At 55.2% G+C, this 22,472-nt stretch carries 20 protein-coding genes; 14 read left to right on the forward strand and 6 right to left on the reverse strand.

Annotation, left to right across the window (positions count from 1 at the left end):
* Positions 1–101: 101 nt before the first annotated feature.
* The 3 genes from G7064_RS09620 to G7064_RS09630 all read left to right on the forward strand — a co-directional run bounded on the left by G7064_RS09620 (position 102) and on the right by G7064_RS09630 (position 1,897).
* Positions 102–536, forward strand: coding sequence for a DUF6438 domain-containing protein (locus G7064_RS09620; protein ID WP_166073394.1), 435 nt, complete (start codon positions 102–104; stop codon positions 534–536).
* A gap of 87 nt (positions 537–623) precedes the next feature.
* Positions 624–1,082, forward strand: coding sequence for a hypothetical protein (locus tag G7064_RS09625; RefSeq protein ID WP_166073395.1), 459 nt, complete (start codon positions 624–626; stop codon positions 1,080–1,082).
* Positions 1,079–1,897, forward strand: coding sequence for a J domain-containing protein (locus G7064_RS09630; RefSeq protein ID WP_166073396.1), 819 nt, complete (start codon positions 1,079–1,081; stop codon positions 1,895–1,897). The genes G7064_RS09625 and G7064_RS09630 overlap by 4 nt, the downstream gene beginning before the upstream one ends.
* A 79-nt stretch (positions 1,898–1,976) precedes the next feature.
* On the opposite strand, the gene G7064_RS09635 is transcribed toward G7064_RS09630, so the two are convergent.
* Positions 1,977–2,741, reverse strand: a complete 765-nt coding sequence (locus G7064_RS09635; protein WP_166073397.1) for a TerC family protein — start codon at positions 2,739–2,741, stop codon at positions 1,977–1,979.
* A 114-nt stretch (positions 2,742–2,855) separates the two neighbouring features.
* Positions 2,856–3,347 (reverse strand): YajQ family cyclic di-GMP-binding protein, encoded by a 492-nt coding sequence (locus G7064_RS09640; RefSeq protein WP_166073398.1) that lies wholly within the window; start codon positions 3,345–3,347, stop codon positions 2,856–2,858.
* A 252-nt stretch (positions 3,348–3,599) separates the two neighbouring features.
* Here G7064_RS09640 and G7064_RS09645 point away from each other — a divergent pair, with 252 nt between their 5' ends.
* Both G7064_RS09645 and G7064_RS09650 read left to right on the forward strand, forming a co-directional pair.
* Complete coding sequence (locus G7064_RS09645; protein ID WP_166073399.1) at positions 3,600–4,043, forward strand: GNAT family N-acetyltransferase; 444 nt, start codon at positions 3,600–3,602, stop codon at positions 4,041–4,043.
* A gap of 117 nt (positions 4,044–4,160) precedes the next feature.
* Complete coding sequence (locus tag G7064_RS09650; RefSeq protein ID WP_133271532.1) at positions 4,161–4,628, forward strand: PaaI family thioesterase; 468 nt, start codon at positions 4,161–4,163, stop codon at positions 4,626–4,628.
* 344 nt (positions 4,629–4,972) lie between these two features.
* On the opposite strand, the gene G7064_RS09655 is transcribed toward G7064_RS09650, so the two are convergent.
* Both G7064_RS09655 and G7064_RS09660 read right to left on the reverse strand, forming a co-directional pair.
* Entirely contained in the window at positions 4,973–5,968 is a 996-nt protein-coding gene (locus G7064_RS09655) for an NYN domain-containing protein (protein WP_317128446.1), read from the reverse strand.
* A gap of 537 nt (positions 5,969–6,505) precedes the next feature.
* Positions 6,506–7,246: a metal-dependent hydrolase gene (locus G7064_RS09660; protein WP_166073400.1), complete on the reverse strand. Its 741-nt coding sequence runs from the start codon at positions 7,244–7,246 to the stop codon at positions 6,506–6,508.
* Positions 7,247–7,486: 240 nt separating this feature from the next.
* Here G7064_RS09660 and mfd point away from each other — a divergent pair, with 240 nt between their 5' ends.
* The 8 genes from mfd to G7064_RS09695 all read left to right on the forward strand — a co-directional run bounded on the left by mfd (position 7,487) and on the right by G7064_RS09695 (position 18,293).
* Complete coding sequence (mfd, locus tag G7064_RS09665) at positions 7,487–10,960, forward strand: transcription-repair coupling factor (RefSeq protein ID WP_166073401.1); 3,474 nt, start codon at positions 7,487–7,489, stop codon at positions 10,958–10,960.
* 231 nt (positions 10,961–11,191) lie between these two features.
* Positions 11,192–12,373 carry a M50 family metallopeptidase gene (locus G7064_RS09670; RefSeq protein WP_166073402.1) on the forward strand — a complete coding sequence of 394 codons (1,182 nt, stop codon included), beginning with the start codon at positions 11,192–11,194 and terminating at the stop codon, positions 12,371–12,373.
* Positions 12,374–12,464: 91 nt separating this feature from the next.
* Positions 12,465–12,893 (forward strand): hypothetical protein, encoded by a 429-nt coding sequence (locus G7064_RS09675; RefSeq protein ID WP_166073403.1) that lies wholly within the window; start codon positions 12,465–12,467, stop codon positions 12,891–12,893.
* A 41-nt stretch (positions 12,894–12,934) separates the two neighbouring features.
* On the forward strand, positions 12,935–13,069 hold the full coding sequence (locus G7064_RS22735) for a hypothetical protein (protein WP_262888647.1): 135 nt from the start codon (positions 12,935–12,937) through the stop codon (positions 13,067–13,069).
* Positions 13,070–13,560: 491 nt separating this feature from the next.
* A complete protein-coding gene (locus tag G7064_RS09680) occupies positions 13,561–16,242 on the forward strand; it encodes an RCC1 domain-containing protein (protein WP_166073404.1) in 2,682 nt (893 codons plus the stop codon).
* A 150-nt stretch (positions 16,243–16,392) separates the two neighbouring features.
* Positions 16,393–16,869, forward strand: coding sequence for a hypothetical protein (locus G7064_RS09685; RefSeq protein WP_166073405.1), 477 nt, complete (start codon positions 16,393–16,395; stop codon positions 16,867–16,869).
* Between the two features lie 219 nt (positions 16,870–17,088).
* Positions 17,089–17,664: a hypothetical protein gene (locus G7064_RS21915; RefSeq protein ID WP_205711199.1), complete on the forward strand. Its 576-nt coding sequence runs from the start codon at positions 17,089–17,091 to the stop codon at positions 17,662–17,664.
* Complete coding sequence (locus G7064_RS09695; protein WP_166073406.1) at positions 17,661–18,293, forward strand: OmpA family protein; 633 nt, start codon at positions 17,661–17,663, stop codon at positions 18,291–18,293. The genes G7064_RS21915 and G7064_RS09695 overlap by 4 nt, the downstream gene beginning before the upstream one ends.
* 99 nt (positions 18,294–18,392) lie before the next feature.
* Here G7064_RS09695 and G7064_RS09700 read toward each other — a convergent pair whose 3' ends face one another.
* Positions 18,393–19,790 carry a S8 family peptidase gene (locus tag G7064_RS09700; RefSeq protein WP_166073407.1) on the reverse strand — a complete coding sequence of 466 codons (1,398 nt, stop codon included), beginning with the start codon at positions 19,788–19,790 and terminating at the stop codon, positions 18,393–18,395.
* Between the two features lie 391 nt (positions 19,791–20,181).
* Positions 20,182–21,816, reverse strand: coding sequence for an amidohydrolase (locus G7064_RS09705; RefSeq protein WP_166073408.1), 1,635 nt, complete (start codon positions 21,814–21,816; stop codon positions 20,182–20,184).
* 213 nt (positions 21,817–22,029) lie between these two features.
* Between G7064_RS09705 and G7064_RS09710 the strand changes: the two genes are divergently transcribed.
* Positions 22,030–22,464 carry a hypothetical protein gene (locus G7064_RS09710; protein WP_166073410.1) on the forward strand — a complete coding sequence of 145 codons (435 nt, stop codon included), beginning with the start codon at positions 22,030–22,032 and terminating at the stop codon, positions 22,462–22,464.
* Positions 22,465–22,472: the final 8 nt, after the last annotated feature.

Genomic DNA, 22,472 nt, shown 5'->3' on the forward strand with positions numbered 1-22,472 from the left:
TCTTACTGGTATGCTCCTATTGGCTTCGGCATTTGGGCCGAATCTGGGCTCTTTTTATGACAAAGCTATTTTGTATTAGGGCTTTACCCAGCCTGCTTTTATTGTTAGCCATTACTTACCTGGTGGCTTGCCGACCAGTACAGGCCGCCACCGAAAAGCTCATGCAATTGGAGCGCACCGCCTGCATGGGTCCTTGCCCCGTCGATCAGATTACGGTGTACACCGATGGCCGCTTGGAATATAAAGGCGGCGAAAATGCCCCCCGCCAAGGCACGTATGCGGGACGCTTGACGGCGGCCGAGCGGAAGCAGCTCATTGCCAAGTTCGACGCGGCCAATTTTTTTGCTTTTCAGGACAGCTACACGTCTACCAAGCTCGACTATCCCACGAAGTACATCACCTATTGGAAGGCGGGCAAAAGCAAGCGTATTCGGGATTATGATGGCGCTCCGGCAGCTCTCAAAGGCTTAGAAGCAGAATTAATTAAACTAATAAAAGCTGACCGCTGGCAGCAGAGCGCCGTGCCGGCCAAATAGTGTAGGTATAGAGCGTAAATCTTGCTGATTACCTTGGCTTTCACCACCCAATTCCCTCATGCAAGCCACTGGGGGGCTTTTTTTCTTATGAGCCAGACTTCTGCCGCTTTTACTCCCGCCGACCGCGACGCTGCCATTCTTAGTTCGCGCCCGCTGGTTGAAACGGCCTTTTTGCCCCCCACCACCGATGGCCCCACCGTGGGCGACTTTCTGCACCGTACGCTCCGGCCCGTGCTGAAGCTACAAAATGAGTTGCTGCTGCTGCTGGTTGCCGATTTTATTCAGGAACACCACATTCCGTTTCTCACCTCAGCGGTAGTGGAGCAGCAGCGGGTGGTGGCGGAGCTGCTCACGCGCAATGTGAAGCTGCGCTACCTACTGGTGGGCACGGTGGTTGGGTTATTTACACAGAGTGAGTTGGCTTTTTACCGCCCCCACCGCGCAGAACTGAACCGTCGCCTGTTGGAACTGGCTACTCGGCGGGTGCAGGACCATGTGGCTGCCCTGGCTACCCTACTTGCTGAAGGAACTGCGGCTGGGGAATGATTACACATTATGAGGCGCTGGAGGTGTCTGAGCAAGCGTCGGCGGCCGATATCCGGCAGGCCTATCGGCGCTTAGTACTCCTCACCCACCCCGACCGCACCCAAGATCCGGCCGCGCACGAGCGTTATCTGGCCGTAAACCGCGCTTACGAAGTATTGAGTTTGCCCGACAAGCGCAAGGCCTACGATGCCCGATTATGGGCTTTGCGCAATCCGCCTTCTCCAGTGGCGCCTCGCCCCGTTGTTCCTCGGCACCCCGATCCGGCCTATCGAGGGCCGTGGCCGCCGCCCGTAATACCGCGCCGCCCCAAGGGTGATCCTTATGCTGCGCAGTACGCTCGCTACACGCCCGTGGCTAGGCTTATCTGCCGCGTTTTAATTGGGCTTGGCTTATTATTGGCTGTCGATTCCCAATGGACTTTTACACTTGTTCAGGAACCGGTAGTGTCGCAAAACCGCTATTTTGTATATGGTCGCCGGGGCTCGATTGTAGATAGCTATTATCAGATAGAAACGCCTCAAACCTCTTTCCAGAGTGAGATCCCTTATAAGGAGGGTCAGGTGCTCACACTTACGGAAACCGCCATTTTTCAGCAGGTTATGACTCACCGCCCTGCGTTGGATCCTCAAGTAGATACCGTTGATAATTGGGAGCGAACTATCTATGGCCTACCCCAACTAGTGTTCATTTTTTTAATGTGGATAGCAGGTATCGTTGGCGTGTGGCCGGGCCGGGTGGGGCGTCGTACTGTTGATGCAGCCATAACAGCTTGTTTGTTTGCCCTTATCAACCTTTATATCCTACTGCGCATTTAACCTTCTCTTGCGACACAAATGGGGCTGAATTCGCGTTTTACCGTGAATTCAGCCCCATTTGGTTTGTGATCTAAAGCCCTTAATCGAAGCGCGAATCGCGCAGCTCCACTGGTGGCACCTTCTTGCGCAGCCGCAGATTTAGCAGCTCCACGCCCAAGGAGAAGAACATGGCGAAGTAGACGTAGCCCTTCGGAATTTCCTGGTGAAAGGATTCCATCACCAGCATAATACCGATCATGATCAGGAAGGACAGAGCCAACATTTTTATCGTTGGGTTCTGATTGACGAAGTCGCCGATCATCTTGGCGAAAATCAGCATGATGCCCATAGCGATGATAACCGCCAGAATCATGACCAGTACATTATCTACCAAGCCCACAGCCGTCAGAATCGAGTCGAAGGAGAACACGATATCGATGAGAATGATCTGGATAATGACGCGGGCAAAGCTACTGTAATTGCCCGCTTCGTGGGTATCTTCTTCGCCCTGAAGCTTGGTATGAATCTCGGTGGTGCTCTTAGCCAGCAAGAAAAGCCCCCCAGCGAACAAAATCAGGTCGCGGCCCGATACGCCGTGGTCAGCCGCCAGAAAGGGAAGATTGATTGTAAACAAGGGCTCCTTCAGGCTGACAATCCAGGTGATGCTCAACAGCAATCCGATGCGAAACAGCAGCGCCAACATCAGGCCTATGGTGCGCCCGCGCCCTTGCTGGTCCTTGGGCAACCGATTGACGATGATGGAGATAAAGATGATGTTATCAATGCCCAGCACCACTTCCATGAAGGTAAGCGTGAGAAGACTGACCCAGGTATTAGGATCGGAGAAAACAGAAATATCGAACATTCAAACGCAGGTTTTGCAGAGTAAACGAAAAGCAATGGATCAAAGAAACAAAAAATGAGCAGAGGCCGCCGATTCAGCTACCAGCGGCGTCTGCTCCCTTCTTAAAGGCTGGCGTTAGCTTTTCATATTCACGAATTGCAGCGGAATGCCTAGGTCGGCGCCGCGCAGCAGGGCCATCACCTGCTGGAGCTCGTCAATTTTTTTGGAGGCCACGCGCACCTGCTCATCCTGGGTTTGCACATCTACTTTTAGCTTGCTGTCTTTGATGAGCTTGCCGATTTTGCGGCTGGTATCTTTATCGATGCCGGCCCGCACTTTCACCGTTTTCTTGACCAGCGCCCCCGAGGCCTGCTCCTCTTCGGAGAAGTCGAGACAGGTGCCGTCGAGGCCCTGCTTCACGATACGGCCCAGCAGGATATCCTCCAAGGACTTCACACGCATGGAGTTCTCGGAGCTGAGCTGAATGGTATTGGCTTTTTTGTCCAGCTCGATGCCGCCCTTGGTGTCGCGCAGGTCATAGCGGGTCTGCAGTTCTTTTTTGGCCGTATTCACCGCATTTTCGAGCGTCTGCGGATCTACTTTGCTAACAATATCGAAAGAAGGCATTGGTAGGATTTGAGGAGTGGAGTAATCTGTACGTCAGTCCGGCCGTCGGGGTGACGTAAGTGCCAAAGGTAGGCGTTTGCCAACGTTTGCGCACGGTTGTGCTTTAGGTTGTCGGTTCACAATTTGCCCCCCGCCACGTGCGGGTTTCCGTTATCTTGCCTGGCCACTCTGCCACTTCCTGCACATGATGGCTGGGGGGCAAATTGGCCTAGTCAACGCATCCACGCACCGTCATTCGATTTTCAATCACCGATGATTATCCGCCAGCCCAGTACCGCCGCCGACTTTGCTGCCTATTACGCCCTGCGCTACCAAGTGCTGCGCCAGCCCTGGCAGCAGCCTCCCGGCTCAGAGCGCTCCGACGACGACGCTGCCCCTACTACTCACCACGCCATGGCCGTAGCCGATGATGGTAGCATAATCGGGGTGGCGCGCGTGCAGCCGTCCGGACCGGGCCAGGTGCAGGTGCGCGCCGTAGCCGTGCACCCCGACTGGCACGGCCGCGGCATTGGGCAACAGCTCATGACGTATTTGGAAGAATACGCAGCCGCGCAAGGTTTTACAGAATGCATCCTCGACTCCCGCGAGTCGGCAGTAGGGTTTTATCAGAAGCTAGACTATGAGATTGTGGCGCCTTCGCATACGCTGTTTGGCGTCATTCCCCATTTTCGGATGCGCAAGTCACTGGCCGCATAGCTATTGGCTTCTATGTCTAACGCTACGTGTACGATAGCCACGTCTTTGGAAATTACTGGAGGGCGCCAAATGTTATCGGGGGCTTTTTTAAGAAGGAACCGTATCTTTTCAGCTACTATGGAACCTACTCAAAATGTTGCCACGCTTATAGCGCTGTACAATCAAATCAACAACTACGGCCGCACCAATGGGATGGAGCTCAGCATGACGAAGCCCGGCGAAGTGACCTACTCCATGAAAGTGCGTGAAGATCATCTGTCCTCGCCGGGCACCTGCCACGGCGGCGTGCTGGCCGGCTTAATGGACGCGGCGCTGGGCGCAGCCGCGCTCAGCCTGGCTTTTACCGCCAGTGAATTGGTGTCAACGGTTGAATTTAAGATAAACTACCTGCTTCCCGTTCGTCTGCACGACCACTTGTTGGCCCGCGGCCATGTAGAGCACTCCGGCAAAACCCTCATTGTAGCCAGCGCCGATATCTATTGCGCCACCCGCGAAATAGTAGTAGCCCGCGGCCTCGGCACCTTCAATCGCTACCCCGCCGACAAGCGTGACTTTCACGAGTTACTATTCCCGAAGGAGGAGTAGTTGGATTAACACGCCGCTTATCCAAACCCCTGATCACTATCTATACGACCGTCATGCCGAGCAGCGCGAAGCATCTCGCGTGCTGATGTCAGGGTTAGCATTGCAACGAAGCGAGCGAGATGCTTCGCGCTGCTCGGCATGACGGTCAAGATGACGGTTGAGGTATGTTACAGGGGCAGTTGTAGTTTATTGGTCTCAATATTTACCTAAAAAGCCCCCCGTAGCTATACGGGGGGCTTTTTAGGTAAAGAAATTCGGCCCGCAGTCTCTTGTTACAAGAGACTGCGGGCCGAAAGTGAATGGTCGCCGAACCGCTGGGTGGGATTAGAGCGGAATAAATTAGTTTACAAGTGCTCCGAGGTGTTGGCTGACTCGTGCTCTTCGTTTTCGGTTTCGTCGTCGTACTCGTCGCCTTCCTGTGGGGGCTGCACTTTACGCACGTTGCGGGCGCAATCCTCGTCGCGGTGGTTGCGGCCCACGGTAAACTCTACCCAATCGCCCTCGTGCAGGTCGTTGAAGTCGCCTTCCGACATGTCCGCGTAGCTGAAGAAGAGGTTGTTGGGGGGCATTACCACGAAGCCAAACCCGTTTTTCAGGTTCTTGATCGTGCTCATTCCTACCGTGCCTACTGGACCGGCGGCCGTAGGGCCGGTTGGGCGGGCAGGCTTCACGGTGGGGAAAGGAGCAGGCTCGGGCTGCGTCACGAATAGATTTTCGATTAGCTCGTCGTTGCTGGCGAGGCCGGCGTCAATCACGTCGTGCATGGAGATGGGGTACGTAGCATGCTCCAATAGCTGCTGAGAAGCGCGCGTTACGCGGTTCTCGCCTTTGAAGTCCACATACTTGAAGTCCCAGTTCAGCAGCATCACGCGGGTGCCGATGGTGTTGAGCTTCTTAATCAGCGGGGCGTAGTCACTGTCGCCGGCGATGAGCACAATTACATCGAAGCTTTTGTGCAGAGCAAGTTCCAGGGCTTCTAGGGCCAGCCATACATCAATGCCTTTCTCCTGCAACCGGCCGTCGCGGGTTTTTAGCGGCATGTAGTGGGTAGTTACACCCAGGTGCATCAGAATATCGTCGAGCAGACGGTCGTGGAACAGGCGGTCTTTATCGCGGGCTTCGGTAGCGCTTAGGCGGCCCCGGAAAAAGTGGGAGTCGGTCACCTGGCTCAAGCGAACGTCTACGTCTTCTTCTTCGGCTACTTGGTGGCGGATATATTCGTGTAGACCTTCTAGACTGATACGAGCTTTACGCTCATGCTGGAAGTAGTAGTAATCGCTGATTTTCAGGAAATAATTGCCGTCGTAGAAGACGCCTATCCGAATCAGAGGGCTATTCATCTGGTTCATACTAATAAATTTTTGTGCGCAAGTGAGGTGTGAAATAGGAGCGGGTAAATATGTTCGGCAGGGTAATCAAACAGTAGTAAATGGCCGGCCAAAGATACAAAGCACGCTGCTCGCACTACCTAGAATAGTTAAAGCAATACTTGAGTACCGCGTCGTTGGGTGAGCCAATCGCCTCGAATCACAACCGGAGGCGATGCTAGTTTAAGAGCTCGGAAAAGAAGAAGTTTAAATAAGAACTAAAGTAGAAAGCCACCAGGCGCTGCCGGAATCGCAGTATAACTAACTGAGTTAATATAAACGTAATATTAAAAAAAATATATTTAATACTACGTAGTTTACACCAGATTATTTGCTCCCCGGTATCTTTCGGTAGGCGAAACTAACTGCATCATTCTTAGAATACAAACTTTTGCCAGTGCATCTTTCTGTGCAATAATCTTTTTTAAGTCCATACGCGATATACGTAGGGGCCTTTGCGGCTTTCCCGGAGCCTTTCTATGACTTTAGTACAGGAAGCTTCCTAAATTACTAGAACTGCAAACGCCCAATAACCAACCCTAACACCAGCAATCCGTAGCCGGCGCAAATGGCCACTTCCAACACGTTGCCGGTAGCCGAGCCAGTGGAGATAAGCGGCAGTTTCAGGCTCGTATCGAAGAAGGGCAGGAACCACCGTACGCCCTGTTTGGTAAGCGAGTCGGCGAGCAGGTGCGAGAGGTAGCCGGCACCGGCAAAATGAGCCACGCCATGCCAGCCCAGCGCCTGATTAGCCAGGTAGCCGATGTATGTCCAGAGGATGGTAGCCCAAATGGTATGCGTCCAGGAGCGGTGGCTGGTGAAGGGCGCTACGGCCACGAATATTCCCAGCAAGCTCACCCACAAAAATTCAAAGTACAAGCCGGCCAGCACGGTAAGCACGCCGGTAAATAGCAGCGCCAGTTTACGCACGGAGCCACCCTGCATAGCCAAACCCAGCAAGCCAAACGCCAGCGCAGCCGTGAAGCCCATGCGCCGGTCGGGGCCAACAGGGAGTAAGAAGTGAGTATAGGCGGCTAAGCCGGCCCCAGCGGCGGCGAAAGCCCAGCGCACGTAATTGTGGGAGAAACCGAGTCGTTTGCTCAGGCGGCTTTCGGGGTGGTCGAGGTCGGGGGCCAGGGAGGAGAAGCCGGCCAGGGCAATACCAGCAGGTGAAAAGGGAATACCAGGCACCAAGCCAGCAATGGCCACGCCCGTAATCAGGCCGATGGCCAGGTGAGAAGAACCGCGCACTTGTTGAATTTTAACAGAACAGAAAGACGAAGATACCGGCGTGGACGGCAGCTTTGGTCTGGGGGGCTTTTTTAAGTTGTGTTTTTCAAAAATCAGCCTTATTTGCCCCCGAATGGACATACTCAACCACAGCGGAAACTTTCGGCCCGCTGGTGTGGTATTGCCTAACACATAGTAGCCCGACCGGAATATTGCCCGGTCGGGCTTCTACCTTTGCCTCCCTCCTAGCCTTCTCTGCTTTTGAAAGTCACCGACTTCCTCCAGTTATACCGCCTCGATCCCACTGTCATGACCGTGGCGGCCCGCCTGAATCCGGCCACAGCCCGGTCGTTGCGCGCTAACGGTGAGCCCGCGCCCGATGGGCCAACGCGCATCCATTTGCGCGGCCTGGTGGGTAGCCAGGACGCTGTGCTGGCCGCCGCTGCACATACGCTTTATCCGGAACAGCACCACTTGTTTGTGCTGCACGATAAAGACGAGGCCAGCTACTTCCTGGCTGATTTGCAGCATTTGCTGCCGGATGAAGACCCGCTTATCTTCCCCAGTTCTTACAAGCGGCCTTATCAGTTCGATGAGACGGAAAACGCTAATGTGCTCATGCGGGCCGAGGTGCTCAACCGCCTCAGCAGCAGCCGCAGTGGCGCGGCCGTGGGCGCAAATGGCAAAGCCTCGAAAGCGGAAGTGCGCGGCGAGCTGATTGTAACGTACCCGGAGGCGCTGTTTGAGAAGGTTATCAACAAGAAAAGCCTAGTTGCCAACACTTTTCTGGTGAAAGTGGGCGAGAAGCTGGATGTCAACTTTATCAGTGAGATGCTGGCGGAGTATGACTTCGAGCGCACTGACTTTGTATACGAGGCCGGGCAGTTTGCCGTGCGCGGTGGTATCGTGGACATTTTCAGTTACGCCAACGAGCTGCCGTATCGGATAGAGCTGTTCGGGGATGAGGTGGAGACGATTCGGACGTTTAACCCGGAGACCCAGCTATCGGTGGAGCAGAAGCCGCAGGTGAGCATTATCCCCAACGTGCAAACCAAGCTGTTGCAGGAGACCCGGGAGGCTTTTTTGGACTTTATGCCGCGCAATACGGCGCTGTGGATAAAGGACGTGCGCCAGACCATCGACATTGTGGGGGAGTCGTTTGAGAAGGCCGATCAGGGTTTTCAGGAGATGCTGCAATCGGCGGGCGGGATGCAGATTGTGAGCCGGCCGGAGGACTTGTTTGAGTCGGGAAAGTCGTTTAAGAAGCTGCTGGAGAACTTCGCCGTCGTGGAGTTTGGCAAGCGCTTTAGCTTTAAGAATGCCGAGGACTTTCAGTTTTCGGCCCGGCCCCAACCGAGCTTTAATAAGGACTTTGAGCGCTTGGTAAAAAACCTGCGTGAAAACCAGCAGAAGGGCTTTACCTGCATTATTGCGGCCGACTCGGTGCGGCAGGCCGACCGGCTGCGCACCATTTTCGACGAGCTTGACAACAACGTAACATTCCAGCACATGCTGCTGGCCTTGCGTGAGGGCTTCATTGATGAAATTCTCAACCTGACCGTATACACCGACCACCAGCTGTTTGAGCGGTTTTATCGGGCCCAGGAAGCGCGCAAGTTTTCCAAGAAAAAGGCGCTTACCCTTAAAGAGTTGCGCACGCTTTCGCCCGGCGACTACGTGACCCACCAGGACTACGGCATCGCCCGGTTTGCGGGTCTTACCCAGGTGGAGATAAACGGGCACTTGCAGGAGGCCATCCGGCTGGTGTACCGCGACGACGACGTGCTGACCGTGAGCATTCACGCCCTGCACAAGATTGCCAAATACTCGGGGGCCGAGGGCACGCCGCCTACCATGAGCAAGCTGGGCTCGCCGGAGTGGGAAAACAAGAAAAAGTCGGTAAAGAAGAAGGTAAAGGACATTGCCGCCGAGCTGATTCGGTTGTACGCCAAGCGCAAAACGGCCCCCGGCCACGCGTTTGCCAAGGACAGCTTTATGCAGGCCGAACTGGAATCGAGCTTTATTTATGAAGACACGCCCGACCAGGCCAAGGCCACCGAGGACGTGAAGCGCGACATGGAAGTGCCCCATCCCATGGACCGCCTCATCTGCGGCGACGTGGGCTTTGGCAAGACGGAAATAGCCATTCGGGCGGTGTTTAAGGCCGTGGCCGATGGCAAGCAGGCGGCCGTGCTGGTGCCGACCACCATTCTGGCCATGCAGCACTACAAAACCTTCCGCGAGCGGCTCGCCAACCTGCCCGTGACGGTGGAGTACGTGAACCGTTTCAAAACCACCAAGCAGATAAAGGAAACCCTGGCCCGCGTGGCCGAGGGCAAAACCGATATTCTCATCGGCACGCACCGGCTTACCAATAAGGACATCAAGTTCAAGGACCTGGGTATTCTGGTGATTGACGAAGAGCAGAAGTTTGGGGTCAAAACAAAGGACAAGCTCAAGGAGCTGAAGGTGAACGTGGATACGCTCACGCTCTCGGCGACGCCCATTCCGCGCACCCTGCACTTTTCGCTCATGGGCGCCCGCGACCTGAGCGTGATTGCCACGCCGCCGCCCAACCGCCAGCCCGTGCAAACAGAGCTGCACGTGTTCGATGAGCTGCTGATCAGAGACGCGGTGGCCCGCGAAATCAAGCGTGGGGGGCAAATTTTCCTGGTGCACAACCGCGTGAAGGATATTGAGGAAATGGCAGCCATGGTGCTGCGCCTCGTGCCCGACGCCCGCATCACCTACATACACGGGCAGATGGAGGGCGACTTGCTGGAGAAGCGCATGATGAAGTTTATCGACGGCGAATACGATGTGCTGGTGAGCACCAACCTCATCGAGTCGGGCCTGGATATTCCCAATGCCAACACCATTATTATCAACCGCGCCCACCTCTTTGGCCTGAGCGACCTGCACCAGATGCGGGGCCGCGTGGGGCGCTCCAACAAGAAGGCCTTCTGCTACCTGCTCACCCCGCCCGTAGCTACCCTGCCCTCCGACGCCCGCAAGCGCCTGAGCACGCTGGAAGAGTTCTCGGACCTGGGCGCGGGCTTCAACGTGGCCATGCGCGACCTCGACATTCGCGGGGCCGGCAACCTGCTGGGGGGCGAACAAAGCGGCTTTATTAATGATCTAGGTTTCGAGACCTACCACCAGATTCTCGACGACGCGGTGACGGAGCTGAAGGAAACCGAGTTCCGTGACCTGTTTTTGGGCGACACCACCGGCCGCCTCCAGGAAGCGGCCGGCACCAAAGGCCCCAAGGAGTGCAACATCGAGACGGACCTGCAAATCCTGATTCCGGATAGCTACGTGAGCAGCGTATCGGAGCGCTTGCAGCTTTACTCCAAGCTTGATAGGGTGAAAAGTCCCGAGGAGCTGCGCAAAATCGTGGCCGGCATCGTGGACCGCTTTGGCCCCCTACCGCCCGAAGTAGAGCAGCTGGCCGACATCGTGCGCCTGCGCTGGCAGGCTTGCCACGTGGGCTTCGAGAAGCTGACGCTGAAGAAGAATCTGCTGAAAGGCTACATCTCGGCCACCGACAACGAGGCTTACTTCCAGGGCGAAACCTTCGGCAACATCGTCAGCTACGTGCAAACCCACACCCGCACCGCCTCCATGAAGGAGCGCAAGGAACAGCTCATCGTCAGCATCGAGGAGGTGAAAAGCGTGCAAGCCGCCAAACGGATTCTGAGTGAGTTGGGGAGTGAGGAGAAGGTAGGCGTGTAAGTCTGTGTTCTTCGCCGAAAAATGTTGCAGTACTAAGTGTAGCCTTTAGTTATTTATAATAGGCCCGATACAGCTAAAAAAGCCCCCTAGTGTTGCGCTAGGGGGCTTTTTTGATGGCAAGCTATTCATTACTCAATCTGGTGCATAAATTGTCTCGATAACAGCATCGTCCTATACTAATGACGATAAAAAGCTACCCACAATCGTATCGACTTCTTTTAATCTAAGACTATGAGTTCTTCTACCGGTTATTCTCATCGTCAAAGAGCTATGTCGTGGATATTTATACTGTTGGGAGTCTATTTTGGGGTTAAAGTGGGGGAATGGTTTAATTTTATAAGCCATCAAATAGAGGAGGCTGGGCAAACCGGGTTATCAGTTTTACTACCTTATCTAGTTGTAATACCTGTTTTCTTTTTGGGTATAGTGGTGCACGAAGCAGGTCATTGGCTGGCAAGTCAACTCGTTGGATTTCGCTGCGTTGGCATTACAATAATGTGGCTGCATCTTGAGCGAAAACGCTATAGGTGGCATGTTCGACTAGGAGCACGAGCCGAGAGGTATTGGGGACTTGTCCGAGTGCTGCCCCTCAATTTTGAGAATCACCGTCGTCGGTTGAGCTTAATAATAGCTGCAGGCCCTGTTGCGAGTATTCTTGCCGGAGCGTTCACGCTAGCGTTGGGCTGGCATATGTATTCCTCTACGCTACTAACTTCACAAGCTTCTATTGGCGCCTTTGCCACGAATCAAGGCCTGTTAATATTCGGCTGGTATTCCCTATTTCTAGGAGTGGTAAGTCTGATTCCATACAAGTCTATCACGGACGGGGGCTTGCTATTAGGTATCATGCGCAACAATTCAGTGTGGAAGCGCCAGCTAGTGTTGCAGCGCCTAATCAGCGCCTCGTATCAAGGCACTCGTCCGCGCGATTATGACACTGCATTATTAGAACAAGCGCTTGCTCATCCCGATAATTCCGCTACCGATTGCTATGCCCACCTCTATGCCTATGCTCACGCGCTTGACAGCAAGGATATAGAGTCTGTTCGCTTGCACTTGAACGCTGCCCTAGACTTGAAGCATCTTACGACGAAGCTTTTCCAACGACACTTGTTCTGTGAAGCAGCGTATTGCTCGGCTGTCCTCATGAACGAGCCTGATAATGCCCAGCATTGGCTTAAGCGCGCAGAGCAGATGAAGCCCTTAACATTGAAAGAGGGAGCTTTTACCCGAGCAGCGGTAGCATACAGTGTTCAGGATAATGAAACAGCTCAACGGCTGATTGAACAATGTTATCAGGAACTAGATGATGAGCCAGATGCGGGAGCCCGTATTCAAGGCTTTGATCGTCTTAAGGAACTTCATGAGCTAATTAAGTTGCGAACTGCTATTGTCGCTAAAACGGTTGCTTAGTGCATGATCCGTACTCTACTTCTAGAGGCTTCTATTTTGACCTTTGTTGCTTGGTAGGTAGTCGCTTCGCTCGTCCGACATGCGCTAAAAATTGCCGCTACCTCCTAGTTCCCTGCTGCAAAAGCTGACGGCCCTGCGTAACTTCGGTTTCGGGGCTTCGGTCGCCTCCGCCCCCGGTTGCCGCCCCCAGCGTAGCGTCGCGATGCCCCTCCCTCCGATTGAACCCGCCGTAGCGGCGCTCCTCCAGCAACTCAGCGCCCCCCATGCGCTGCCGCCCACGGTGGCGGGCCGGCCACCCCGCCTGCTCTCCATCCACGAGCACCGCCTGAGCGAAGAGGAAGCGGCCAGCGCCAGCCTCCGCTTCCCCACCCTCACCTCCCTCCAGGACTACCGCTTCTACCGCAGCGAAGAAGACAAATTCATCACGCTGCTGGCCGCCCTCTTCCGCACCACCGAGGTCGTGAGCTACCAATTGCCCCCAGCGCCCCCGCCCAGCCCCTGGAAACCTGGCCCCACCTGATTGCGCTCACCACCGCGGGCCTGCGCGAACAGCAGCCGTTTGTGTTCTATATCCGCCGCTACCACCTGCTACTGGTCAGCGCGCCCGCCCTGACGGTGTCCGTGTATTTCCTGGAGCCTCAGCACGAGGCGGCGTTTGGGGAGCTGGCGCGGGCGTATGGGCTGTATTTGGTGTAGGAAGCTATAAAAAGCCCCCCTGACTGGCTCTGGGGGCTTTTTTGGCTTTTGGCTGCACTGGACTGAACCCAGTTTGAGCGTTGTTTCTGCGTCTAAGCTATGCAGTTGATGCAAAGTGCTTGAAAGTGAAGCTAGCTGGTAGCAGCGGCACTTATAGGCATTTATAGGATCCTGAGTTTTGCCCCATGCTTGACCAACTAGGGGCACAGCTTTACTAGAATATAATTTTACTTATCTTTTATGTGTTTATAATCTGGCAACAGGAGAGAAATCGCACGCTAGCTTCAGATTTTAGGTAATAGCCTAGCTTATACATTACACGCAAGCCAGTTGCTTAGCAACTAATAGTTTAGTCTGGCGTTTACCCCACCTGACCGCAACGTCTTGGTTGTCGGCTAATTTTTATTATATAAGTACAATATGCCTCGCTTATGTACAACTGCTACTTTTATTGCCGACAGGCTGTTCGCTTAGCCAGTTCTGTTCCTTCTATGTTACTACGTGCTTCGCACGTGTGGCTATTACTGCTAGGTTTATTAGCGGTTGGTGGAAACTCAGTTTATGGGCAGAGTGTGGTCGCTGGCCATTCCAATACATTCGCTATTCGTCCCGACGGGACGCTCTGGGCTTGGGGGTATAATAGCGCTGGTCCATTAGGTGATGGCACGAGAATCGACAAAACAACGCCCGTGCCCATTAGCCCCGCAATGAAATGGCGGAGCCTAGCGGCCAACGTAAATTATGCTGTCGCGGTCCGCCAAGATGGCACGCTCTGGTCTTGGGGTTGGAACGGCCTTTTCAACAGCCCTACCAATACCACGCCGACACAAATTGGCAGCGATGCCAACTGGCAAAGCGTGGCCATGGGGCTGGAAAATACCATGGCCATTCGCACGGATGGTACGCTCTGGGCCTGGGGCAATAACCGCTATGGGCAATTCGGCACTGGCAACACAACCAGTAGTGAGACCCCGGTGCAAGTGGGCACCGCTACGAATTGGCAGAGCGTGAGTGTCGGCTCTTATCATACGGTTGCCATTCGCACCGACGGGTCGCTTTGGGCCTGGGGAGGAGGAGGCCTCGGCCAACTAGGTGATGGCACCATGCGAGATTATACTAGTCCGATTCGAGTGGGCACCGCTACGAATTGGCAGAGCGTAAGTGCGGGCTATTACCACACAGTTGCGGTGCGCACTGATGGCACGCTCTGGGCTTGGGGGGTGAATAACCTCGGCCACCTCGGCGATGGCACCACCACGCCACGCAGCCAACCCACGCCCATTGGCACCGACGCAAAGTGGCAAAGCGTGAGCGCGGGGTGGGAAGAAACGCTGGCCGTGCGCCAAGATGGCACGCTTTGGGCCTGGGGAAATAATAAACAGGGCCAGCTCGGCGATGGCACCACCACCCGCCGTTTGGCCCCTGTGCAGGTTGGAACCAACACCGACTGGCAAAGCGTGAGCATAGGAGCCACCCATACGGTAGCTATGCGCACAAATGGAGCAGTGTGGGCGTGGGGCTCAAACGCTTATGGCCAAGTAGGCAGTAAAACGCTGCTAAGTTCTCCTCAGCGCTTGCCTCATCAATTCAGCGAATCTATCACTTGGCAAAGCGTAGCCAGCGGAATGTATCATACAGTTGCGGTACGCACCGATGGCACGCTCTGGTCTTGGGGCTATAATAATCGTGGGCAAGTAGGTAGTGGTATTCCCTCTTTTAGCAACCCCCAACAGATTGGGACAGCCACCACCTGGCAGAGCGTAGCCACCGGCGCAGAGCATTCTCTGGCCATTCGCACCGACGGTACGCTCTGGGCCTGGGGGAATAATTCCACTGGGCAACTCGGTGATGGCACCACCTCAGATCAAGCGGCCCCCATACAGATAGGCACTGCCACAAATTGGCAGAGTGTAAGCGCAGGCTATTCCCATACAGTGGCGGTGCGCCAAGATGGTACGCTCTGGGCTTGGGGGAATAACTCGAGTGGGCAACTCGGCGATGGCACGAGTGGCCGCCGTTTGGACCCCGTACAAATTGGGACCAATACCGATTGGCAAAGCGTAAGTGCGGGCTATTACCACACAGTTGCGGTGCGCACCGATGGCACCCTCTGGGGCTGGGGTGAAAATTTAAGTGGACAATTGGGCATTGAGACTAGCAATCGACACTCGGCCCCCATCCAAGTTGGGACTAGCACCGATTGGCAAAGCGTAAGCACCGCGTATGATCACACGCTGGGCGTACGGCGCAACGGGACGCTCTGGGCTTGGGGAAGGAATCGCTATGGCCAGGTGGGGAATGGCAGTAGTGGGGAACTTACCTCTCACATACGGACGCCAGTCCAGATTGGCACGGACGCTAACTGGCAGCGCGTCGCCGCGGCTAGGGAACAATCCCTGGCCGTGCGTACGGACGGCACGCTCTGGGGCTGGGGGAATAATTCGGGAGTGCTCGGCAATAATTCGACCACAGGACTTTTTGCTACTCCCGTAAAAATAGGCACGGCGGACACCTGGCAGCAGGTGGACACGAAGTTTGATCATACGCTGGGCCTACGCCGCGATGGCACGCTCTGGGTGTGGGGTTCGAATCTCTATAGCCAGCTCGGTATCCCATCACGCAGCGCCATGCCTCTCTTAATACTGGATGCTGTGATTCCTTTGCCAGTGGAATTGACGGCCTTTACGGCCCAGCGCAAGGGGCCCTTGACCGTGGCCCTGGCGTGGCAAACTGCCTCAGAGCAAAACAGTGCGGACTTTACGGTAGAGCAGGCCCCGGACGGGCGCACCTTCACCGCGCTGGGCACCGTAGCCGGGCAAGGTACTAGCAGCCGGCCGCACGCGTATAGCTTTACGGCGTATCCGGCGCCGGATGCGGCCTATTACCGGCTGGTGCAACGCGATGTGGACGACACCCGGGCTTATTCACCGGTCGTGTTTGTGGAAGCCGCCAGCACGCCCGCTACCACCTTGCAGCTTGTACCCAATCCGGCCCACGACCAAGTACAAGTTTCTGGAGTAGGTCCGGACGCTGTGCTCCGGCTGTTGGATGCGCTAGGCCGCCCCGTGCGCACGGGCAAAGGCACGATTCTGCCTCTGCATGGGGTCACGCCGGGTATATACCTGTTGCAGGCGACGCAGCCTGGACTAGCCCCCGCACGGCCCGCCTCCTAGTCGAGTAAGCGCTTGCAGCCCCTATGCTCCAGCCCAAAGGTGGCCTTAATATGGTATCCCATACGTGGCAACGCCTGCCAATTTCCGTCCTTAAAATCTAAAGGTTAGTTTGCAGGGAAAAGTATATCCTCACTTCATTTTCGTTGTCCTATGCCTTTAGTTGCCCGTGTTAGCTCTTATCTGTTTTTACTGATGTCGCTGCTCGGTTGCGGCGGGAAAGAAGATGAACCCGAGCCTCCGAAAGCGCCGGCTACCAATTCGCTTACCCTAGTCACGATGACGCCCGCCGCGGGCGCGAAAGTATCTAAGGAGTCTACCATTAAGGCTACTCTCAATTATACCCTAGCCGATGATGAAGCTTCCGCGTTTGGCTACCGCGTGGATCTCCTCTTCAAACCGACTGTCAGCGGGGTTACCTTCACGCGTGGCCAAAGCTGGGTGGTGGTACCTGATAAAAAAGGTACCGTAGAACTAACCTTTCCTCTAATTTCCGTCTGGGAAACGCCTGCTTCTGTACCGTATCAGCTCCAACACCCGGTTACCTGCTACTTCTACCTACAGCGCATGACTGCACCAGGTAAGTCGACCATCATTGCCCAAACGCCAGCGCTTACGTTTACAGAATAGATTGTTTATAGAAAAAGCCCCCCCAGAGTTGCTCTGAGGGGGGCTTTTTATGTTTTAAGAAAGTCTCCCGCAAAAGTGATCTTACCCGATGCTGCGACGAGGGGCAATAGAGCAACTATAGCTCGAATGTACCGAGGTAATTAGACCCTGCCTAAGCGAGGAGTTTAACCTCCAGCGCTATCCGGCCGTACTGCCTAACTCAACTATATAGCTTTACTTATGCAAAAGTCATTGTTAGTAGCCAGTGTATTTGCTTTGAGCCTAACCGCTTGTAGCCAGGAAAAGACCGCCGACACCACTACTACGGCCGTCGATACGCCCACCGCAGCGCCGGCGCCAGCTCCGGCCCCTGCCGAAGCATCTGCTGGAGTTGAGCGCGCCGAGGCAGTAGCACCGGCGCCGGCCGCGGCCGCTTTGTCTACCCAGCCCGGCCCCAAAGGCACCCAGGTAGCGCTTACCAAAGCCCGCGTAGTAGGCGATATTCTGAACGTGGAGCTGCAATACACGCTGCCCGCCGCCAGCAATAGCAACTCAGAGTTTCTGCACACTGACATCGACCAGATCAACTATATCGATGACGCTACTTCGCGCAAGTACAATATCCTCAAGGACCAGCAGGGCGCCTGGATGGCCATGCCCACCAACTCCAGCGGCAAAAGCCTGGACATAGCAGCGCGCAAAGCTGGCCCGAGCATCGTCACGCTGAAATTCCCGGCCCCACCCGCTGAAAGCCCTACCATCTCGCTGAGTGTGCCCGAGGTTGGTTCCTTTGATGGCATAGCGGTGCAGCGATGAGCCGCCTCGTTCACTTGGGTGCGTTGCTGACGGCCGGGCTGCTGGTTGTTAGCAGCTGCTCAGAGAAGAAAACGCCCCCCAATGCCGGTCAGCCGTTATCAGGCACCGTGCAGCAGCCTGCGGGTGCAGCGCCCGCCACACAAGGGGCTACACCTGCGGCCCCGGCGGCTTCATCCGCTACTCCTGATCAGGGCCAGAAGCTCACCGGCCAGGTAAGCGACCTGTCGGGCGCCGCCAACGACCTGAACGCCCAGATGACGGATATGGGCCTGGTTATCAACTTCGATACCGACGTGCTCTTCGATTTTGACAAGGCCGATATCAAGCCCACCGCCACGCCCAACCTCGAAAAGCTGGCCCAGGTAGTAAAGCAGTATACCAAGAGCCGGGTGGTCATCAACGGCTACACCGATGCCAAGGGCGACGATGCCTACAACGTGTCGTTGTCGCAGCGCCGCGCCCAGGCCATTGCCGATTGGCTGACCCAGCACCAAGCCGGCGCCGCCGGACAGTTTCAGGTGAAAGGCTTCGGTGAAGCCAACCCCGTAGCCCCCAACACCAAGCCCGACGGTTCCGACAACCCCGAAGGACGCCAGCAAAACCGCCGCGTAGAGGTTATTATCTCCTAAATAGGGAAGCCACAAAAAAGCCCCCCAGAGCAGCTCTGGGGGGCTTTTTGCTTAAACTAGGTGAGTAGTAGGCTGCTTACCTGGTTTTACTATGCCGACTTAGAAACCACTTACATTCAAGCGGCCGCCAGTTACCGTTTTGCCAGCTAGCGATGGCGTTGCAGTGGCACTGCTCAGGATAGCCGCTTTGATTTGAGCAGCAGTTGAACCCGGATGTGCAGCGGCATACAGAGCTGCGCCGCCCGATACGTGGGGAGTAGCCATGGAAGTGCCATTGTACGACGAATATGTGTTGTAGGCCGTGCTCGACCAGATACCTGAGCCAGGAGCACCAATGTCAACGGTGGTAGCACCGTAGTTGGAGAAGCTCGATAGACCACCCGTTGAGGTGATAGCAGCGACAGCAATCACGTTAGCCTGGGGCAAGTTAGAGGGGAAGCTGGCTACTGCATCGTTGTTGTCGCCTACCCCATCGCTGCCCCCGTTGCCAGCGGCTGCAATGAAGAGAATGTTGCGGGTATTAGCGCGGTCGACAGCATCAGAGAGGGCCTGCGAGAAGCCACCACCACCCCAGGAGTTATTGCTAGCCACAATGTTCAGTCCGTGGCGGTCTTTCAAATCATTCAGGTAGTCAACGGCTTTCACAGCATTAGCTGTAGTGCCGCCCCGGCGACCCAAGAATTTGGTCGAAATCATGGTCACGTTCCAGTTCACGCCAGCTACCCCGGCGCTATTGTTTGCCTTGGCGCCAATAGTGCCCGCTACGTGCGTACCGTGGTCATCCATGCTACCACGAGTGGTGCCGTCATATACGCTGTTATCGTTGCCGTCGAAATCCCAGCCGTGGATATCATCAATGTAGCCATTGCCGTCGTTGTCAACACCATCCGCTTTGTCGTATGGGTTGGTCCAAACCTGCCCAACCAAATCAGGATGATCAAACTGTACGCCTTCGTCGATAATACCTATTACTACATTAGCTGAGCCGGTGTGACCCGCAGCCCAAGCAGTGGAAGCCCGGCTACCGAATAAGTTGCCATCAATGCCCCACAGTGAGCCATTGGCTACATAGGTATCATTGGTAGCAGCAGCATGCTGATAGATATAGTTAGGCTCAGCAAATTCGATTTCGGGCCCGCCCTTCATCTTGCTCATCGCCTCCAAGGCTTGCAGGGGCGTGTGCACCACCATCAGGCCTTCCTTCTCCCCCGCCCGCTCCATGGCCTTGGTCAGAATCTTCTCCGACACTTTACCACTAATACGAGCTAGTGCATTAGCCTTGGCTTCAGCCGACAGGCCGGGCTTAAATTTCACTAGCAACTCATTAGCCACATAGTCGCGGCCTGATTCGCCCTGAGCATCTGATTGACCTTGAGCCGTGGTAGGCTCATCCTGAATCTTATCGAGGCTGCTTTCGCAGCTGCTCAATATAAAAGCTGACAGTACACTGGCCGCGAACAATGATTTCGTGGGGAGGGAGAAGTTGTTCAGTTTCATGAAAAAGGTTTAGAGTGGTGTGGGAAACATGGTGGAGAAAGGCCCTGTGAGAAATCAGGGTGATAAATCATCCAAAAAACTGGAGGGACTTTCCTGAGTACTAAGTTTTGTAAATAATTTGGTATTAAAAAGGAAACTTATGGCTAAACAGTGACATTACCCTTTAAAATATCTTATTTAATTTATCTACTTGTAATTCAAGATGTAATGGTGAATTTCATCTGGCTCAACCTTTTCAAAACATCTAGCCAAGCCGGCTATTTGTGACATAATACAAATTCTATATTAAAAAGCCGGATAGACTTATCCTTATAATGCGGCTATACCTCGACTGTAGCGCAGCGATTAGCCTACCTATGTTTTGTGTAAACTGCAAAAAAAGCCCCCCACCCTATTTCAGCACTTTTGCATCGTGCACCACTTTGCCTCCAACTATAGTCAGCACACTCGTGGTTTTGGGCAGTTCGGGGGGCGGCACGGAGAAGATATCCTGCGACAATACGGCTAGGTCGGCAAGCTTGCCCACGGCCAGTGTACCCTTGTCTTTTTCGGCAAACTCAGCGTAGGCCGACCCGGCCGTGTACGCCTGTACAGCCTGCTGGCCCGTGATAGCCTCCGCCGGATTAGCCGGATTAATGCCAGCTAACATGATATTCAGAAAGGGATTCATAGGCCCGTCGGAGCCGAGCGCCACCGGTATGCCCGCCGCCAGCAATGACCGAAGCGGCTGCATTTTGTTGCCCCAGCGCTGCCCGAACAGCGCTGGCTCGGTAAAGTGCGTGGGGTTTTGGACTACCACCACGCCTAGGCGCTTGGCTCGAGGGATCAGGTCACCAACGACGCCGTCGCCGTGCTCAATGCGGACGCGCCGCGCGGGCCAGTTTACGTTGGTTTCGTTGGCTTCGAGGGCATTGAACACCACTTCGGAGGCTCGGTCGCCGGCACAGTGGAAGAGCAGTGGCTGTTTCCAGTCGAGTCCTTCCTGCACCATCTTGCCTACTTCATCTTCTTTGAAGTTGAGCTCTCCTTTCCAGTTGGGTTGGTCGCGGTAAGCCGTGCGTAGAGCAGCGCCCCGCTCGTAGGGCGTACCATCCAACACCCATTTGATACCGCTTACCTGCACGCGGGGGCCGAGTTTGGGCATAGGCGGCGTGAGGAGCTTACGTAGCTCGGTGGTTTCGCGGCCCTGGGGCGTGGTGAGCGGAAAGGGCCGCGCATGCACCCGCACCGGCAGATTGGCTTGGGTAAGCAGGCGCACAAACCGATCGGTGGGCAGGATGGTAAACAGCTGCATCGTGGTGATACCGTAGCCAGCCGCCTCCGCTGCCATGGCGCGGAGAGCACGAATGACAGCGGTATCGGGTACCTGCGCGGCTAGCACGAAGTTAGCGCGCCACTCGGCGTACTCGTGCATGCGGCCATTAAGCTCGCGCGAGCCGGTGATGCGCTCATATTTGCCCCCCAGCGGGTCGGGCTGCTCGATATCGAGTTGGAGAAGTGGTAGTGCTTTGGTGTTGGCTATCTTCCCGTGCCCGTAGAAAGCACCAAGCAATACAGGGTGATTCGGAGCCAGCGCATCGAGAGCGGCGCGGGTTACAAGTGGGTCGAGCACTACTTTGGAACCCACGGTGCCGAAAATCCAGGTGCCGGCGGGCACCTGTTGAGCCGCGGCCTTAATGGCCTGGCTGGTTTCCTCCCAACTAGGCTCCATGCTGGTGAAGGCCAGCCGAAATCCAGCCGGCATGGGGTCGAAGTGGTTGTGGGCATCGTTGAAGCCCGGCGTAACGACGCGCCCCTGCAAGTCGATGCGGCGGGTGTTAGGTCCAGCCAGCTTATTTATTTCTGCCACTGTACCCACGGCAATGATCCGCTCGCCCCGAATAGCCAGCGCCTCTGCCGACGGGCGCGCCGCGTCACTGGTGAATATCTTACCGTTGAGCAGTACCATATCGGCCCGCCCAGCTTGGCCTCGCGCTCCTATTCCTAGACCCCATACCAGCCCAATAACTAGTAGAATGTGCTTCATCGGATAGCTCCTCCAGTAGCTGTACGAGGCAGCTTGGTTGCTGCTTCCCTATTCGGAAGATAAATATTTTGGATGATATATATTTGGCGAAAAGAGACTCTCACTCCAAGTCAGCCCATAGGCTTACTTGATAGGGGCTGGGGGGCTTTTTGCAGGTTTTTTGTATCTTATTATCATATCCTTAGAGCACTGGTTAGCCAATTGTATCTCTCTATGATGTATTCTAAAAAAACAGCATTGCAGCACTTGTACCTGATAGCCGGGTTCCTGCTAGTGGCCGACTTTCTGCCGAGATGGCAAAAGCTGTGGTTTGTGGACGAAACCGGCAGCTTCAGCACCAGCGTCATTGTCAGTCTGTTGCTGGTAGTTGGCTTGTTTAAGCGCTGGCGCAATGCCTTCGGCCTCATGGTGGGCTGGCTGGTTTTGCGCTTGTGCTTCAGCTCTATGGTCTTGTACAACAATCTAGGTGACGACGACCCAATTGTGGGGCATCTACTCACCAATACTCTCAATCTGATTGCTTTGGGCATTCTCTGCTGCTCCAGTGACGTAAAGCGCTACCTGAGTGACAGGCCGCAGGACGCAGCGCAGCAATCAGGACCTACGCAGGCAAAAGCCGCCGATCGGTCAGACCAAGCGGCTTTTTAGGTTCAGTT

This window comes from Hymenobacter sp. HDW8 (assembly GCF_011305775.1).
Taxonomy (GTDB): Bacteria; Bacteroidota; Bacteroidia; order Cytophagales; family Hymenobacteraceae; genus Hymenobacter; species Hymenobacter radiodurans.